The 16,503-nt window shown below is 40.0% G+C and carries 13 protein-coding genes and 1 tRNA gene; 7 read left to right on the top strand and 7 right to left on the bottom strand.

The annotated features are described in order from the left end of the window. Window positions 1-3: 3 nt before the first annotated feature. Window positions 4-579 (top strand): chromate transporter, encoded by a 576-nt coding sequence (locus tag DYI03_RS01800; RefSeq protein ID WP_021669702.1) that lies wholly within the window; start codon window positions 4-6, stop codon window positions 577-579. Window positions 580-828: 249 nt separating this feature from the next. On the opposite strand, the gene sucD is transcribed toward DYI03_RS01800, so the two are convergent. From sucD to DYI03_RS01780, 4 genes are all read right to left on the bottom strand, one after another. Continuing rightward, window positions 829-1,701: a succinate--CoA ligase subunit alpha gene (gene sucD, locus DYI03_RS01795; RefSeq protein WP_004356600.1), complete on the bottom strand. Its 873-nt coding sequence runs from the start codon at window positions 1,699-1,701 to the stop codon at window positions 829-831. 29 nt (window positions 1,702-1,730) lie between these two features. Next, entirely contained in the window at window positions 1,731-2,864 is a 1,134-nt protein-coding gene (gene sucC / locus DYI03_RS01790) for an ADP-forming succinate--CoA ligase subunit beta (protein ID WP_004356569.1), read from the bottom strand. A gap of 347 nt (window positions 2,865-3,211) precedes the next feature. After that, window positions 3,212-4,219: a 2-oxoacid:ferredoxin oxidoreductase subunit beta gene (locus tag DYI03_RS01785; protein ID WP_021669703.1), complete on the bottom strand. Its 1,008-nt coding sequence runs from the start codon at window positions 4,217-4,219 to the stop codon at window positions 3,212-3,214. Window positions 4,220-4,236: 17 nt separating this feature from the next. Then, window positions 4,237-6,135, bottom strand: a complete 1,899-nt coding sequence (locus DYI03_RS01780) for a 2-oxoacid:acceptor oxidoreductase subunit alpha (protein ID WP_021669704.1) — start codon at window positions 6,133-6,135, stop codon at window positions 4,237-4,239. A 509-nt stretch (window positions 6,136-6,644) separates the two neighbouring features. Between DYI03_RS01780 and DYI03_RS01775 the strand changes: the two genes are divergently transcribed. The 6 genes from DYI03_RS01775 to DYI03_RS01750 all read left to right on the top strand — a co-directional run bounded on the left by DYI03_RS01775 (window position 6,645) and on the right by DYI03_RS01750 (window position 12,185). Continuing rightward, the gene (locus DYI03_RS01775; RefSeq protein WP_021669707.1) at window positions 6,645-7,376 is read left to right on the top strand and encodes a helix-turn-helix domain-containing protein; all 732 of its coding nucleotides are present in this window, start codon (window positions 6,645-6,647) and stop codon (window positions 7,374-7,376) included. A gap of 121 nt (window positions 7,377-7,497) precedes the next feature. Then, a tRNA-Pro gene (locus tag DYI03_RS01770) sits at window positions 7,498-7,570 on the top strand. Between the two features lie 199 nt (window positions 7,571-7,769). Then, entirely contained in the window at window positions 7,770-8,918 is a 1,149-nt protein-coding gene (locus tag DYI03_RS01765; protein WP_021669708.1) for a leucine-rich repeat domain-containing protein, read from the top strand. A gap of 40 nt (window positions 8,919-8,958) precedes the next feature. Beyond that, a complete protein-coding gene (gene folP / locus DYI03_RS01760) occupies window positions 8,959-9,822 on the top strand; it encodes a dihydropteroate synthase (protein WP_004356660.1) in 864 nt (287 codons plus the stop codon). Between the two features lie 92 nt (window positions 9,823-9,914). Further along, a complete protein-coding gene (gene cdaA, locus DYI03_RS01755) occupies window positions 9,915-10,691 on the top strand; it encodes a diadenylate cyclase CdaA (RefSeq protein WP_004356530.1) in 777 nt (258 codons plus the stop codon). Between the two features lie 396 nt (window positions 10,692-11,087). Next, window positions 11,088-12,185, top strand: a complete 1,098-nt coding sequence (locus DYI03_RS01750; protein WP_025064579.1) for a mannose-1-phosphate guanylyltransferase — start codon at window positions 11,088-11,090, stop codon at window positions 12,183-12,185. Window positions 12,186-12,276: 91 nt separating this feature from the next. Here the strand turns inward: DYI03_RS01750 and DYI03_RS01745 are convergent, their stop codons facing one another. The 3 genes from DYI03_RS01745 to secDF form a co-directional block, all read right to left on the bottom strand. Beyond that, window positions 12,277-12,672, bottom strand: a complete 396-nt coding sequence (locus DYI03_RS01745; protein ID WP_004356536.1) for an HIT family protein — start codon at window positions 12,670-12,672, stop codon at window positions 12,277-12,279. 26 nt (window positions 12,673-12,698) lie between these two features. Beyond that, a complete protein-coding gene (gene greA / locus DYI03_RS01740) occupies window positions 12,699-13,169 on the bottom strand; it encodes a transcription elongation factor GreA (protein WP_036870384.1) in 471 nt (156 codons plus the stop codon). A gap of 214 nt (window positions 13,170-13,383) precedes the next feature. Then, the gene (gene secDF / locus DYI03_RS01735; protein ID WP_021669711.1) at window positions 13,384-16,398 is read right to left on the bottom strand and encodes a protein translocase subunit SecDF; all 3,015 of its coding nucleotides are present in this window, start codon (window positions 16,396-16,398) and stop codon (window positions 13,384-13,386) included. Window positions 16,399-16,503 lie beyond the last annotated feature (105 nt).

Below are 16,503 nucleotides of genomic sequence, written 5' to 3'. Positions count from 1 at the left end.
CTTATGATATTTCTTCAACTCTTTTATACGTTTTTTGTTATCGGCTTGTTCGGTTTCGGTGGCGGTTATGGTATGCTTTCTTTGATTCAAACCGAGACAGTAGTCAATCATCATTGGCTTTCAACGGCAGAATTTACCAATATTGTTGCGATTTCACAGATGACCCCAGGGCCGATAGGAATTAATTCTGCGACCTATTGCGGCTACACGGTGGTACATAATGCTGGTTACACGGGGCTCATGGCTATCGTGGGAAGTGCTACCGCAACATTTGCCTTAGTATTGCCGTCATTGATATTGATGCTACTCATCAGTAAAATGTTCCTAAAATACATGAATACGCCCACCGTGCAATCCATTTTTATGGGTTTGCGCCCTGTGGTAGTAGGACTTTTGGCTGCTGCTACCCTACTGCTTTGCAATGCAGAGAATTTCTCTTTACCAAGCGTGAACATGTGGCAATTTTGCATTAGCATTGCCCTTTTCCTTGCAACCTTTATCGGAACCATGTGGTTAAAGATAAATCCAATCCGCATGATTATCTATTCCGCCATAGCAGGCTTAGTTTTGCTTTATTAGACACGACCAAAAACGAAATAGAGAACCGCAGTTCATCGCAATAGAGATGGGCTGCGGTTCTTTTTTATCAGTAACAGCGTAGTACTTAAACGATTAATGGTGTAGTACTTGGATGCTTACGCTGTTTGGCAGCATAAAGGGAAAATAGGAAAGTTTTTTATCAAACAGGGAGGAAGATAAAAAGAGGGAATGTCGATTTTGACACTCCCTCTTTTATGATGACTATTGTTTAGCCCTAAAGTTAAATGCTTATTTACCTAACTTTTGTTTCAAAAGTTCAGGAATTTCGTGAGTTTCACGAGCAACAGGGATACCAGCAGCTTCGAAAGCAGCAACCTTCTCAGCAGCAGTACCTGAACCACTTGAGATAATAGCACCAGCGTGTCCCATTTGCTTGCCTTTTGGTGCTTCACGACCAGAGATGAAAGCTACAACAGGCTTTGTAACGTATTGCTTAATGTATTCAGCTGCACGTTCTTCAGCGTCGCCACCGATTTCACCAATGAGGGCAATAGAATCGGTTTCAGGGTCGTTTTGGAACATTTCGAGCAATTCTTGGAAGTAAAGACCTACGATTGGGTCGCCACCAACACCGATTGCTGAAGATTGACCCATACCAGCTGCTGTAAGCGAAGCAACTACTTGGTAAGTCAATGTACCTGAACGGCTGATAACACCAGTATGTCCCTTCTTAAAGATGTTAGTTGGCATAATACCAACCATGCTCTCGTCAGGAGAAATCAAGCCTGGGCAGTTAGGGCCAATGAGGTTTGCACCCTTGATTTTAATATAGTTGTAAGCCTCAACTACATCGAGTGTAGGCACACCTTCTGTGATGCAAATAATCAATTTGATACCAGCATCAGCTGCTTCAAGCATAGCGTCCTTTGCAAACGCAGCAGGAACGAAGATAACAGAAGTGTTGGCGTTGGTCTTAGCTACGGCATCTTTAACGGTGTTGAATACTGGAATACCAGCCACTTCTTGACCTGCCTTGCCTGGAGATGTACCACCTACAACGTTAGTACCATATTCTTTCATTTTTGTAGCGTGGAAGCTACCGTCACGACCTGTAATACCTTGAACGATAAGTCGTGTATCTTTGTTAATTAAAATACTCATTTTTTTCCAAAGTTTTTAAACGAATAAAATTACTTGCAGAGGTCAACTGCCATGTGTCCAGCCTCGCTCATAGTTGTAGCAACGTGGAACTTTGTGCCTTTGAGCAATTCACGACCTTCAGCTTCGTTAGTACCAGTAAGACGGATAACGATTGGCATATTTGTGTCGATAAGTTTGAATGCTTCGATAAGACCTTTTGCAACATCATCGCAACGTGTAATACCCCCGAAGATGTTGATAAGCACAACTTTTACATGCTCGTCAGAAAGCAAAAGCTTCATTGCTTCAACAATCTTTGTTGGGTTAGAGCTACCACCAATGTCAAGGAAGTTAGCAGGGTTGCCACCATAAAGCTTAATCATATCCATGGTAGCCATAGCCAAACCAGCACCGTTTACCATACAACCGATTTCGCCACCGAGGTTTACATAGCTGAATCCCTTTTCCTTAGCAAATTGTTCTTTCTTCTCATCTTCTGTTGGTTCGAAGAGCTCGAATACGTCTGGGTGACGGAAAAGCGCATTGTTGTCGAATGTCATCTTAGCGTCTACTGCAACAACTTCGCCTTGTTCAGTGATAACGAGTGGGTTGATTTCTGTCAAAGAAGCGTCCTTTTCAAGGAAGAGTTGATACAATTTCTTGAACAAAGGTACTGCCTGCTTAACATATTGCATATCATCGAAAAGCTCGAAAGCTATTTCGCGTGCTTTAGCATCGGTTAAACCAACGGTTGGATCAACGGAAATTTTAGCAATTTTCTCAGGAGTTTCCTTTGCAACTGCTTCAATATCCATACCACCTTCACGGCTTACCATAAAGATAGCGGTCTTAGACTTGCGGTCTGGAAGGATACTTACATAGTATTCTGACGCAATATCAAGTGCAGCACAAACGAGAACACGGTCTACAATGAAACCTTTAATATCCATACCGAGGATATTGGTAGCATGAGTGCGTACTTCTTCTGCTGTCTTACCTAATTTAACACCACCGGCCTTACCACGACCACCTGTGTGTACCTGTGCCTTAATAACGGCAAGTTCTACGCCCAGTTCTTCGTAAGCTTTTACAGCTTCTTCAGGAGTGCGGCAAACGATACCGCGTTGTACTGGAATCCCATAACTTGCAAAAAACTCTTTTGCCTGGTATTCATGAACTTTCATAGTAAATGTAATTTGTTAATACTATATTTTTTATTTTAAATGTCGTTTCCGAACTCTAAAATGGAGTTTCATAACATCGTGTCAATCGTATTGGATAATTGCTTTTGCTTGAAAACTCGTAGTTTTTTATCGTGTCAGAACTTACGTTTCTTTACGCTACAAAATTACAAAATTCATTTTAGATAATGCGCTTTTGGATTCATAAATTATGTTATGCAATCATGAAAACGCTCTCGGAGAAAAGGAAAGTATTGCTTTAACTTGATAAGCTATAAAACAAGAGAGGGTTTTCCCTGATGTCAGGGAAACCCTCTCAGGATATTTTGCTTATCGCTTTCAAGTTTCTTTTACTTAACTTCCCAAATATCGTTAGTTTCAAGCAATTCGTTGAAGTTGTGATATGGCTTCTTAGCTTTCACGTCTTCTATTTGTTGCCAAACAGCTTCGTTGTAAGTAGGAGCTTCAACATCACGAATCACGCCCAAAGCTACTGGGAAACCTTCTTGCATATCCATCATTGCTAACTTCAATTGCAAAGTATCGTCTTCGCAATGAGCATCGTGTACGAGAATATCTTCAAGTTTCACACCATTTTCGCCAATCTTTACAACCTTCAAACCGAATCCTTCTTGTATCAATCCAAATTCGTTTTCTGGACCAAATACTAATGGTTTGCCGTGTTCAACGTAGATTGCATTGTTCTTACGACCTTCTTTGTTGTAAACAGAGTCGTGGCAACCATCGTTAAAGATTACGCAATTTTGGAGAATTTCGCAAACAGCTGCACCTTTATGCTGCTTTGCTGCTTTCAAAATTTCGATAGTAGCTGGTGCATCAGTGGCTACGGCACGAGCAAAGAACTTACCACGAGCGCCAAAGCAAAGCTCTGCTGGGCGGAATGGGTCTTCTACTGTACCATAAGGACTTGATTTAGAAACAAATCCGCGTGGACTTGTTGGTGAATATTGTCCTTTTGTGAGTCCATAGATGCGGTTATTCAGAAGAATTATGTTTAAATCAATGTTTCTTCTCAACGCATGAATAAAGTGGTTACCACCGATTGCTAATCCGTCACCGTCGCCAGAGATTTGCCAAACAGTGAGATTTGGATTTGTAACCTTTACACCTGTTGCGATAGCAGCGGCACGTCCGTGAATGGTTTGCATAGCGTATGTGCTAACATAGTATGGCAAACGGCTTGAACAACCGATACCTGAAATGACGGCAGTTTCGTGTGGTGGTACACCTAACTCTGCCATTGCTTTATGTAAACTCGCCAAGAAGAAGTGGTCTCCACAACCAGGGCACCATCTTGGCTGACCTTTCTTATAATCTTTGTCTGTATACTGAGTCATCTTGTGTTCCTCCTTATTTATTGTAAGATTCGTGAATAGAACATACCACTCTCGTCTTTAGGTGCAGGGAGTGTCAACAAGCGCTCGAAACCTTGTACAAGTTCTTGAACAACGAATGGTTGTCCCTTTACTTGGTTGTACTGATATGGCGCAAAGTTGTTGATTCGGATACGGAGCAATGCTGCAAGTTGTCCTAAGTTTTGCTCTGCTACTACTACCTTCTTGTATTTAGCCAATACTTCTGCGGTGTTCTTTGGCAATGGATTAACGTACTTGAATTGTGCAAGTGCGATTTTATGTCCTTTTGCACGAAGTTCTTGCATTGCAGAGTAGAGGTGTCCGTATGTACTACCGAAACCTACGATGAGCAAATCAGCGTCATCTGCATCGCCTTGTACTTCCAAATCTGGCACAGGAATGCGTGCAACCTTGTCGAAACGCAAGTGATCCATAAGGTTATGGTTCTCTGCATCGGTTGAGATAGCACCTGTCTTGCCGTCTTTTTCAAGTCCACCAAGTATGTGTTCAAAGCCTTCCATACCTGGAACAGCCCAATAGCGCACGTTGGTGTAGTCTTCACGTTTATAAGGAGTATATTTAAATTTTTGTGATTCTGGAGCAAAGTGTGGTTTAATGGTTGGAAGTTCGTCCATTGAAGGAATCTTCCAAGCTGAAGAACCGTTTGCAATGAATGCGTCAGTAAGGAGAACAACTGGTGTCATGTGTTCCAATGCAATTTTACAAGCCTGGAAAGCTGCGTCAAAGCAGTCGGTTGGACTTGTTGCTGCGATTACAGGCATTGGACTTTCACCATTACGACCATAGAGTACTTGCAAAAGGTCAGTTTGTTCAGACTTTGTTGGGAGTCCAGTTGATGGACCTCCACGTTGAACATCGATTACCACGAGTGGCAATTCGTCGATAACAGCGAGGTTGAGTGCTTCACTCTTTAAGCAAATACCAGGTCCTGAGGTTGATGTTGCTGCTAATGCGCCTGCGAAAGATGCTCCGATAGCTGATGCAGCACCTGAGATTTCGTCTTCACATTGTACAGTTACTACACCCATTGACTTGTGTTTTGCCAATTCGTGGAGAATGTCTGTTGCAGGAGTGATAGGATATGAACCTAAGAAGAGGGTCAAACCTGCCTTTTCAGCGGCTGCCATTAATCCGTATGCGGTAGCTTTGTTACCTGTAATATCCATGTAACGACCAGCTACTTTCTCTTTTGTTTCAATGCGATAGGTGTTTGGAACTGATGCGTGAACATTGTGTCCATAGTTGTAACCAGCTGCTACAACTTTAATATTTGCTTCAGCTACGGCTGGCTTCTTCTTAAATTTATCGTTCAAGAAGTTGTTTACCAACTCTAAGTCGCGGTTGAACAACCAGCAAACCAATCCGAGTGCAAACATATTGCGGCTCTTCAACATGGCTTTGTTGTCCATTCCTGTATCAGCAAGGCAGTCTTTTACCATTTTAGTAATAGGACAAGCTACTACACGGTCTGAATCGATGCCCATTTCTTTCAAATAGTCATCGGTTTGGAACTCAGCTTTCTTCAAGTCGCGTGCGCTAAAAGAATCTGTATCAATGATGATAGTTCCTTGCGGTTTACAATTTTTGTACTGAGTTTTCAAAGCAGCTGCGTTCATTGCTACTAACACATCGCACTTGTCGCCTGGTGTGTAAACCTTACCTGCACCGATGTGTACTCTAAATCCACTAACGCCAGTGAGCGAGCCTTGCGGGGCGCGAATGTCGGCTGGATAGTCTGGGAATGTTGAGATGCCATTACCAACTGTTGCTGATACATTTGAGAAAATGTTACCAGCAAGCTGCATACCATCACCCGAGTCTCCAGAGAACAACACTACTACGTGTTCAAGCTCTTTCACTTCGATTTGTTCTTCCATAGAATTATTTCTTTGTTTTTATTTATGGTTAGATTTTGATGGTAAAGGTCTAAATAATTATTGAATTGGCAAAATATTTCACGATAAATTTTTATAATAAGTTTATGCGTTTTTTATATAAAATATCTCATTTTGCCTACAAAATCATTATAACACCTTTCTTTTTGGCACGAAAAATAAAATAATTCTATCCTTAATTTCTTATTTTGTGAAAAATTTCACCAAAAAGTAAGGTAAAAATAATCAACTTTTTTTGATGAATTATATCTTGATTTAACGATAAATGAGCAAATATAGATTTTAAGCAGTTGTTGTTTCATTTTCAAAACAGGCTCTTTTGAGGTGCAAAATAGGCTGTTTTGAGGCTCAAAATAGGCTCTTTTGAATGTCAAAGGATTTTTGTGATTGCTTTTTTAATGAAATTAAACACCAAGGGAACGAAAATTCTACTAAAAAACTATACCTTTGCAAGGTTGAACCTAATGTTACATTTTTAAAATAATGCCAATATGAAACCTTATCTATCGGTTATTGTTTTCTTATTTTTGGTGCTATCATCGGCAACGATGAGCATAAAAAGTTACAATGGTGCAAAAGATACGATTGTTGCAGACATGAATCAGGCGTTGGAACAAACACTACAAACAAAAACGGAAGCATGGATAACGCCTGACACCATTATAAATTATCGAAAAAACCTAAAAATTGAAACATTGCGCAATGAGTCTTTCTTAACTTATGCAGCAGCAAAAACACCGCAAACACTGTGTAGCCGCCGCATGGAATGGAAAAATAGGGACAAAGAAAATATAGTTTTCCAATCTTACGCCACCTGTTCTGCGCTTACTATTTGGCAACTTTCCGACCAGCGTTATTCTACTTTTACGCTCCTACTCGCCTTTGTTTGGCTTGCAAGTTCTATTTATTGGATACGCAAAAGCAAATTGGGAACAATCGTTTTAAATAGTTTCATTTATTCAAGCGACACACAAATGTTCTACGATTTAGAGCAAAAACCTATTCCGTTCACCCCGATGCAGCTGCAACTCATGCAACTTTTTCTTGCAGCCGACCACCATCAACTTTCCAAACAAACCATTTGCGACACACTTTGGCATAAGAAACCCGATGCAAGCGAAACCCTTTACACTCTCATTCGCCGCACAAAAGTTGTCCTAAAAGAACGTGTCGGATTAAAGATTGTAACCGAACGAGGAGGCAATTATAGATTGGAAAAGTAGTAAACAGAGGCTTCGATTCTTCTATTCGTATGCTAAATTATTGGGAAATGTATTTAAAATTCGCAAGTACAACACCTCCAATTTCTAATATTTTTGTACCTTTGCACTATCGAAAGCTATTCGAGATGTAGCGCAGTTGGTAGCGCACTACGTTCGGGACGTAGGGGTCGGGCGTTCGAATCGCCTCATCTCGACAAAAATTCAAAGCAAGCAATGAGCCAATCGTTGCTTGCTTTTTTATTCTATCCGATATTTCCTTTCATTTGAAACCATTTTTTCTTTTCATTTATAGGGATAAAATACTATCTTTTTAGAAAGATTACTGTCATTTTTAAGGTTATATTGTTAGTTTTTGTTACATTTGCCCATAATAATCAATTCAATATAAAACTTATGAAAAAGAATTTACTCATTATTTCAGCATTTTTGCTTACTTGTCTGAATATTCAAGCTACCTCTAACTGCCCAAAAGGGAATGTCGAAAAGGGTAAAACAAAGGCTGTTTCGGTAGCTTTAGCAGGCGAAAATCAAGTACAAACATCTATCGTTGAGATGACTACGGCAGCTGGTATTGGCGAATACATTATGCTTTCTATCAACGCTGACGGACCATTGGAGGTTACTGGAGCCGAACTAAAGTATGGAGGCATGGCTGAAGTCAAGGACGCTCATATCGTTATCAAAGGCATCATAACGGGAGTTGATTGCACGGAGGCACAATTAACATCGCTCAATTTGTCGCAAGCCCCTAATCTTACAACCCTTATTTGCAATAGTAATAGTTTGGAAAATCTTGAAGTGGGCAACTTGAAAGACCTCAAAATACTTTATTGCAATCAGAATAAAATAAAGGCTTTGGACGTGAAAAACAATCTAAAACTTGAGGAATTAGATTGCTGTGAGAACGAATTGACAACACTCGATGTTACTGCTAATAGTGCATTGAAAATACTTTTAGCTTACCACAATCAACTTTCAGCAATCAATGTTGCCCAAAATCCGCTTTTAATAGGGCTTGATATGTCGGAAAACAAACTTTCAGCATTAGACGTAACCGCAAATACGAAACTTGAAACCATTTATTGTAACGGAAATAATATCAATGGTGCAGCCATGGAAGCATTGGTAAAATCATTGCCTAATAGAACCGATAGAGCCGAAAAATGCCACTTCTTTGCGATAGATACCAAGAATGCGAACGAGAAAAACGTAATTTCCGATACGCAAGTGAAGGCTTCTAATGCCAAAAATTGGCAAGTTTTAGATTACTCCGCAGGCGATAACGACGGCAATGGCATAGAATATGGCGGTACAAGTGGGGTGAAGCCAGTCGCAACAACCTCTCCTGCAACTTTGAAAATAGCACATCATACACTTTCAATTCACAATCTTTTGCCACAAAGCAAAGTTAAAGTATATAGTGTTTCAGGTGAATTGTTGGGCGAAAAGAGCGTAAAAACCGACAGCACAGCATTTTATATTGGAAACCAAACCATGGTTATTGCAGTGATAAATGGCGTGGCACACAAAATAAGCAAATAATATTTTTGCAGATTGGGCTACTTTTATTATCTTTGCGGATATGGAACACGAAAGATTTTCAGGGCAGATGCGCCCCATAAATTATACAATGAATGTCAGAGGCGAGTTAATTGATTTGTCGCACCCCTCTGTAATGGGTATCTTAAACGTTACGCCCGATTCGTTTTATGCCAATAGTCGTATGCAAACCGAGGCAGAAATCTACAATCGCGCTAACCAAATCATGGAGGAAGGTGCTACCATTATTGACGTGGGGGCATGCTCAACACGCCCAGGACGCCCAGGAGGAGAGGTTGTTGATGAGGAAGAAGAGATGCGCCGCCTCGCTATGGCACTGCCTATTATCCGCAAAGCCCAGCCCAATGCTATTATTTCTATTGATACTTTCCGTGCCTCGGTGGCTCGAAAGACAGTGGAAGAGTTTGGTGCTGATATAATAAATGATGTGGAAGAGGGCGCAGACCCAGATATGTTTCGCACCGTTGCCGACCTTGGTGTACCTTATATATTAATGTCAAAGGCTGCCAACTTGCACGATATGCTCATCGATTTTGCGCGTGAAGTGCAAGAACTCCGCAATCTTGGCCAAAAAGATATTATCCTTGACCCAGGTTTTGGCTTTGGTAAAGAGCCTGTCAATGGTAACTATGCACTCATGGGAGTCTTGGAACGTCTGCACACTTTGGAACTTCCTATCCTTGTGGGTATTAGCCGTAAACGCATGATACACCAACTTTTGGGCATTACTGCCAAAGAAAGTTTGAATGGAACTACCGCTTTGAATGTAATTTCACTGATGAAAGGTGCGAGCATTTTGCGTGTTCACGATGTGAAAGAAGCTGTTGAGGCTATTAAAATTTACGATTGTTTAGTGGCAAACACTCCGAAAGAAGAAGGCTTTTAAGCTGTTTTGCGAGTAAAAAGAAACCAAACGATTTCGTTAAACCACCGCAATTTGAACATGTTTGTGGCAAGAAATCGTATTTTTGAATAAGAATGTTTTTTGAATTTGGCATAAAAGATATTATCGATATAGTCATGGTAGCGCTCATGCTCTACTATCTTTATCGTGTCATGAAAGAATCGCGTTCGCTTAATGTCTTCGTTGGCATAATGGTGTTCGTTGTTGTCTGGCTTATTGTAACCCAAGTGCTTGAAATGCGCCTATTGGGAAGCATCATGGATAAGTTGGCTTCTGTTGGAGTTATCGGACTTATCGTGCTTTTTCAAGAAGAAATACGCCACTTCCTTTATAATCTTGGTGCACATCAAAAGATGATTCGTTTCCTCAAATTCATTCGTCACAACAAAGAAAAGAAAAGTGTAGACCGTGAAACCATACTCCCTATTGTTATGTCGTGCATGAATTTGGGAAAAGGAAAGGTGGGTGCGCTCATTGTGATTGAGCGTGGTATCATTTTGCAAGATATTGTTGAAACAGGTGATTGTATCGATGCACGAATCAATCAACGTCTCATTGAAAACATATTTTTCAAGAATTCTCCACTACACGATGGGGCTATGGTGATTTCAAAGAAGCGAATCAAAGCAGCGGGGTGCATTCTCCCCGTGAGCCACAACCAAGATATTCCAAAAGAATTTGGACTCCGCCACCGTGCCGCAATGGGCATTTCGCAAGCCTCCGACGCTGTGGCTATCGTTGTTTCAGAGGAAACTGGAAAAATTTCGGTAGCCATAAAAGGAAAATTCCAAGTGCGCTTGTCGGCAGAACAATTAGAAAGTATATTAACAAAAGAATTGGCAGAGTTGTAAAATTCTGCCTTTTTTCGGTTGAAGTAACTTTGTAGAGGGTGTTCAAAATTGATATTCCCTCTTTTTTATCTTCCTCCCTTTTTAGTTAAAAATCTTTCCCTGTTTTCTCTTTATGCTGCCAAACAGCGCTTATATGTTTCATTAATTTCCTCAAAGGGTAGTAAAAGGAGGTTGCAAGTTACAAAAGAAATTGAACGAAAGACCGAGAGAGAAATTAAACTTTTCTACTCCAAAGTGTGAATTCTTCAAATACGTTTTATAATTTTGCACTTGCTGGTTGACTCTGCGGAGAGGTTCAAGAAAACAAAAAATAAGAATTTGTTTCTTAAAACATTTGGAGAATTTGAATTATTTAAATACCTTTGGATAGATAATATACGAAAAATCTTAAGGTCTATGGAAATAACAGCCAATCAAAATAACTATTGTGTCATCTTGGCAGGTGGTAAAGGAAAACGTTTATGGCCTGTTAGCAGGGAGAATTACCCTAAGCAATTTATTGATTTTTTTAGCGAAGGTAGAACCCAATTGCAACAAACGTTTGATAGGTTTGCGGCATTTATTCAGAAAGAGAATATACTGATTGTAACAAGTCAGGCTTACATTGATATAGTTCGTGAGCAGTTGCCTGATGTGGCGGAGGATAATATCATCTCGGAGCCAGTCTATCGCAACACAGCACCGAGCGTGGCTTGGGCTACATGCCGCATTCGCAGGCGCAATGCAGATGCCAATATCATTATTACGCCTTCTGACCAGAGTATTTTGAAAGTTGAAGAGTTTCAAAAAAATATATTAGAAGGACTTGATTTTGTAGGAAAGCATAATACATTGTTAGCTTTGGGTGTTCAACCTACACGAGCTGAGGTGGCGTATGGATACATTCAGAAAGGTGAACCGAGTGGTATAGCTGATATTTTCAAAGTGAAAGCTGTTACGGAAAAACCCGATATGGAGTTTGCAAAGATGTTCGTTGAAAGCGACGAATGGTTGTGGAACACGGGCATGTATCTCGGTAATGTTCGTACTTTCAAGCAGAATTTAATGAAAAGTTTGGCTGCTGAGCAGGTGGATTTTGAGGCTTCGCCCGATGATTTTAACTGCAAAGATGAAAACGAATTTAAACAAAAGGCTTTTCCTTCATTCCCCAACATGTCGATTGATGATAGTGTTTTAGAGAAATCGGAGAGTGTTCATGTTCTAAAATGCGATTTTGGCTGGTGCGACCTTGGTACTTGGTATGGCATGTATGAGGCTAAAAATCGTAGCGAAGGTGATAATGTTATCATGAGTGGTGATGTTTTAATCGATGAAGCATCAGATAATCTTGTAAGAATACCTAATGATAAGTTTGCTGTTATCAATGGTTTAGAGGGCTTTATTGTTGCCGAACATGATAATGTTTTGTTGATATGCAAGAAAGAAAATTCGGCTTCGTTGATAAGAAAATATGTGAATGAGGCTCAATTGAAGAAAGGCGAAGATTTCGTATAATGGGTTGAAGACTCAAAAGCATATAAAAAAGCAGCAAAAGAGTGAGGTTTCCTCATTCTTTCGCTGCTTTTATAGGGTTAGAGCAAGTGGATTATAGCTTTTGGAATGCAGCGTAAATGCGTGCTGCAATAGCCTTTTGCTCTTCGTCGGCTATGGTTATGTGATTTCTAAAATTCACATCAGCCTCGCTATTGATAGGAATAAGATGAATGTGCGCATGTGGAACTTCAAGCCCTAACACGATTTGGGCTACTTTTTTGCATGGGAATTCTGACCGAATAGCTTGCGCAACCTTCTTTGCAAAGAGTTGAAATTCAGCTAAATCATTATCGTCCATATCAAAAATATAGTCTACCTCCTTTCGTGGAATTACCAATGTGTGCGCCTTTCCTACAGGATTAATATCCAAAAAAGCATAGAACTTGTCGTTTTCGGCACACTTATAGCTTGGGATTTCACCTGCTGCAATCTTTGAAAATATAGTCATAGCTGTTTTGTTTTTAATTCTTTTAATTAAAGGTCAATCGAAATTTTGTCAACTCTGAGTTTAATTTTTCCGCGTGGAATCTCAATTTCTACTTCGTCGCCCACTTTTTTGTTCAACAATCCTTGCGCAATAGGGGTTTTAATCGAAATCTTTCCTAATTTCAAATTAGCCTCCGACTCGCTTACGATGGTATATTTCATCTTCGAATTATTACCCAAATTTGTCATTTCCACCGTTGACATAATTTGAACAGCTTCGTTGCTCAATCGCGACATATCCACAATTTTGGCTTGCGCAATGGTCATCTTCATTTCGTTAATACGAGCTTCGAGATGCGCTTGTGCTTCTTTCGCTGCATCGTACTCAGAGTTTTCGCTCAAGTCGCCCTTATCTGCAGCTTCTGCAATAGCTGCTGACGCCTTTGGACGTTCTACAGATTCTAAATGTTGCAGTTCGGCCACGAGGTTATCGTAGCCCTCTTGTGACATGTAAGACATAATCAATATATTTTTTATTACGTTTTTCAAGCAGATATAAAAAGATAGAATCCTAGCATACTATATGCCAGAATTCCATAACTTTTTTATTCCTTGTTTATTAATACATCTGCAAAGATAAGCCTTATTTCTGAATTTACAAAACAAACGGATAAAAAAAATGGCAACTACTATTTTTAAGTAGCTGCCATTTATTATTTATTTCAATGTAAGGTTATGCCTTTTCTGTTTCGGCTGCAAGTCTGTTTTCAATCTTTCTTCCCAATACTAAGTAAGCTACTGGAGAAGCAATAAAGATAGAAGACAAAGTACCGAAGAATACACCGAGAATCATTGCGAAGGCAAAGCTGCGGATACTATCACCACCAAGGACAAAAATAGAAACCAACACTATCAAAGTTGAGAAAGAAGTATTGATTGTACGTGCCAAAGTTTGGTTGATAGAATCGTTGAACAATGTTTGGTAATCCATCTTTGGATGTAACTTCATGTTCTCACGAATACGGTCGAACACAACCACCTTGTCGTTGATAGAGTAACCAATCACAGTCAAAATAGCACCAATGAATGTTTGGTCAATTTCGAGCGAGAAGCCTATCCAACCGTAGCAAACAGAGTAGAAACCAACAACCACCAAGGTGTCGAATGCCAAAGCTACGATAGAACCAAAAGAGAAACCGATGTTACGGAAGCGGAGCAAGATATAAAGGAAGATGAATATCAATGCCAATGCCACACTAATCATAGCACCATGAGTGATATCTTTAGCAACAGAAGGACCAACCTTAGCCGAACTAATGATAGAGCCACCTTCGCGAATATCAGGATTCTTAAAGCTTTCTACATTTGCTTGACTTACAAAACCACCTTTTTTCAATGCAGTGTAAAGCACTGTTTCTGCGTGGTCGTCCTCAGCTGGGTCGTTTGACTCAATATTATAGTTGGTTGAAACACGGATAGTGTTACCTTCAGTACCCAATGCAATAACGTTCGTTGTAGCTGCTTTACCCTTATTTTCACCAATTGTATTGACGAAAGCGTTGCCCAATACTTTACGAACGTCCTCAACATGTACCTTCTTATTCAATGTAATAACGTAGTTACGACCACCTGTAAAGTCAATACTCTTGCTCAAACCTCTCACAAAGAGAATACTTACGAGGAAGATTATAGCTGCTACAATTGAAATTGAGAATGTTGTTTTATACATGCTCATGAATTTGTAGCGTGTATTTTGCATCAAATTCTTACTAAAAGATGTATGGAACTTTTGATTCAACCACTTATCTTTCTTTAAACGATTCTCGTAAACCAAACGTGTCAAGAATACAGCTGTAAAGAATGAACATATGATACCGATAATCCATGTTGTTGCGAAACCACGAATAGGACCTGTACCTGTAACAAGAAGAATGATACCAGTGATGAGCGAAGTGAAGTTAGAGTCAAAAATAGCAGAGAAAGCGTTGCTATAACCAGCTTGAAGTGCATCTTTTATGCCCTTTCCAGCTCGCATTTCTTCTTTAATACGTTCGTAAATCAACACGTTAGCATCGACCGCTGTACCCAACGTCAATACGATACCGGCAATACCAGGCATGGTAAGTGCCGATTGGAACGAAGCCAAAATACCAAGCGTGAAGAATAAGTTGGCTAACAAAGCTACATTGGCCAACATACCAGGAACAACATCGTACATCAAAACCATGTAAATCATCAAAAGAACGAAGGCAATCGCAAATGACATTAAACCTTGTTGAATTGATTGAGCACCAAGTGTAGGACCAACAACTTCTTCTTGTACGATGCGTGCAGGAGCAGGCATACGACCAGATTTCAAAGTATTAGCCAAGTCTTTTGTATCTTCAATTGTGAACGAACCAGAGATAGAAGATTGTCCACCTGTAATTTCTGAATTGATGCGAGGTGATGTATAAACAAGTCCGTCAAGTACAATAGCAACCGCCTTACCAAGGTTTGCCTTTGTAATGGCAGCCCATTGACGAGCACCATCTGAATTCATTGACATGCTAACTTCTGGGCGTCCGTACTGATCGAACTGGTCTTTAGCATCTGTAATCACGTCGCCTTCCAATGGCGCACGACCGTCTGAAGTTGTAACCTTCAACGCATGAAGTTCAAATACATTCTTTTGTTGCAAGCCATCAGCAGGTTTTGCACTCCAACGGAGGCGTAAATCTGAAGGCAAAACTTGTTGTGCCAAATGGCTATAGATAAGCTTATTGATAGCAGCTGTATCACGAACGCTTGCATAACCGACAACACTCAAAGCGTCACCAGGAATCAATTGCAACATAGAAAGCAATGGATTAGCTTTCTTTGCTGCTGCCATTTGAGCATTATTTTCATTCTTTGCACCAATTTTTCCACCTTTCAAAGAAAGTTTTCCAGCAGGTTTATTAGCCTTAGCTATTTGCTTTGTTGAAGTTTTAGCTGTATCGTTTGCAGAAACACTTGTCTCGCCGTTAGCCAATCGTTGGTCTAACTGAGTGAGATAAGGTGCAATTTCTTGGTTGTTATATGTTTCCCAGAATTCAAGATTAGCAGAACCTTGCAACAATTTGCGCATACGCTCTGGCTCACGGATACCTGGCATTTCCACCATAAGGCGTCCTTCTTGTCCTTCGAGCTTTTGAATATTTGGTTGTACAACACCAAATTGGTCAATACGATTACGCACTACGTTGTAAGAGTTGTCAATTGATGCTGTAACCTCCTCACGAAGAGCTTTTTCAACGTCCTTATCAGAACTTTGTGTCGTTACTTTACCCTTCAACTGTTGTGTTGCGAACACTTCAGCGAGCTTTCTTCCAGGTGCATTCTTATGGAAAGCATCAATGAAAAGCGTGATAAAGTCGCTTTGACTTGTAGTTTCTTGCTCTTTTGCCTCCTTCATTGATTTGAGGTAAGCTGCATCAGTTTTGTGATCAGCGAGTACATCAACAACATCAGGTACTGAGATTTCGAGGATAACGTTCATACCTCCCTTAAGGTCAAGACCTAAACCAATTTGGGTCTCAAGGCACTTTTGATAAGAGTAAATGCCTAAATACTTTACAGAATCTTTATAATCCTGTTGTGCAATGGGGTCTTTAATCTTTGCTGCCTGACTATCATAATAGCTTGTTGCTACTGAGAACGACAGGTAGAAAATACTTGCGAGTGTCAACAAGACGGCTACACAAATTACTAATCCTTTGTTTTGCATTTTATTTATTTTATTTTAATTATTTCCTTTTTCAAAAACGGATAGTCGTGCAAAGATAGTTATTTTTTCACATTTTGGAAAATTTAAGTGCTTTTATTCGTCTAT

The organism is Prevotella disiens (assembly GCF_900454955.1).
In the GTDB taxonomy this organism is placed as follows: domain Bacteria; phylum Bacteroidota; class Bacteroidia; order Bacteroidales; family Bacteroidaceae; genus Prevotella; species Prevotella disiens.
The sequence above is the reverse complement of the archived record's forward strand: the minus strand, read 5'-3'. Positions and strand labels throughout refer to the sequence as shown.

What these genes read in the sequence shown, in the direction of transcription:
- sucD (WP_004356600.1), bottom strand. Translation starts at nt 1,701, where the DNA reads ATGAGTATTTTAATTAACAAAGATACACGACTTATCGTTCAAGGTATT.
- cdaA (WP_004356530.1), top strand. Translation starts at nt 9,915, where the DNA reads ATGTTTTTTGAATTTGGCATAAAAGATATTATCGATATAGTCATGGTA.
- folP (WP_004356660.1), top strand. Translation starts at nt 8,959, where the DNA reads ATGGAACACGAAAGATTTTCAGGGCAGATGCGCCCCATAAATTATACA.
- DYI03_RS01800 (WP_021669702.1), top strand. Translation starts at nt 4, where the DNA reads ATGATATTTCTTCAACTCTTTTATACGTTTTTTGTTATCGGCTTGTTC.
- DYI03_RS01780 (WP_021669704.1), bottom strand. Translation starts at nt 6,135, where the DNA reads ATGGAAGAACAAATCGAAGTGAAAGAGCTTGAACACGTAGTAGTGTTG.
- DYI03_RS01785 (WP_021669703.1), bottom strand. Translation starts at nt 4,219, where the DNA reads ATGACTCAGTATACAGACAAAGATTATAAGAAAGGTCAGCCAAGATGG.
- DYI03_RS01750 (WP_025064579.1), top strand. Translation starts at nt 11,088, where the DNA reads ATGGAAATAACAGCCAATCAAAATAACTATTGTGTCATCTTGGCAGGT.
- greA (WP_036870384.1), bottom strand. Translation starts at nt 13,169, where the DNA reads ATGTCTTACATGTCACAAGAGGGCTACGATAACCTCGTGGCCGAACTG.
- sucC (WP_004356569.1), bottom strand. Translation starts at nt 2,864, where the DNA reads ATGAAAGTTCATGAATACCAGGCAAAAGAGTTTTTTGCAAGTTATGGG.
- DYI03_RS01745 (WP_004356536.1), bottom strand. Translation starts at nt 12,672, where the DNA reads ATGACTATATTTTCAAAGATTGCAGCAGGTGAAATCCCAAGCTATAAG.
- secDF (WP_021669711.1), bottom strand. Translation starts at nt 16,398, where the DNA reads ATGCAAAACAAAGGATTAGTAATTTGTGTAGCCGTCTTGTTGACACTC.
- DYI03_RS01765 (WP_021669708.1), top strand. Translation starts at nt 7,770, where the DNA reads ATGAAAAAGAATTTACTCATTATTTCAGCATTTTTGCTTACTTGTCTG.
- DYI03_RS01775 (WP_021669707.1), top strand. Translation starts at nt 6,645, where the DNA reads ATGAAACCTTATCTATCGGTTATTGTTTTCTTATTTTTGGTGCTATCA.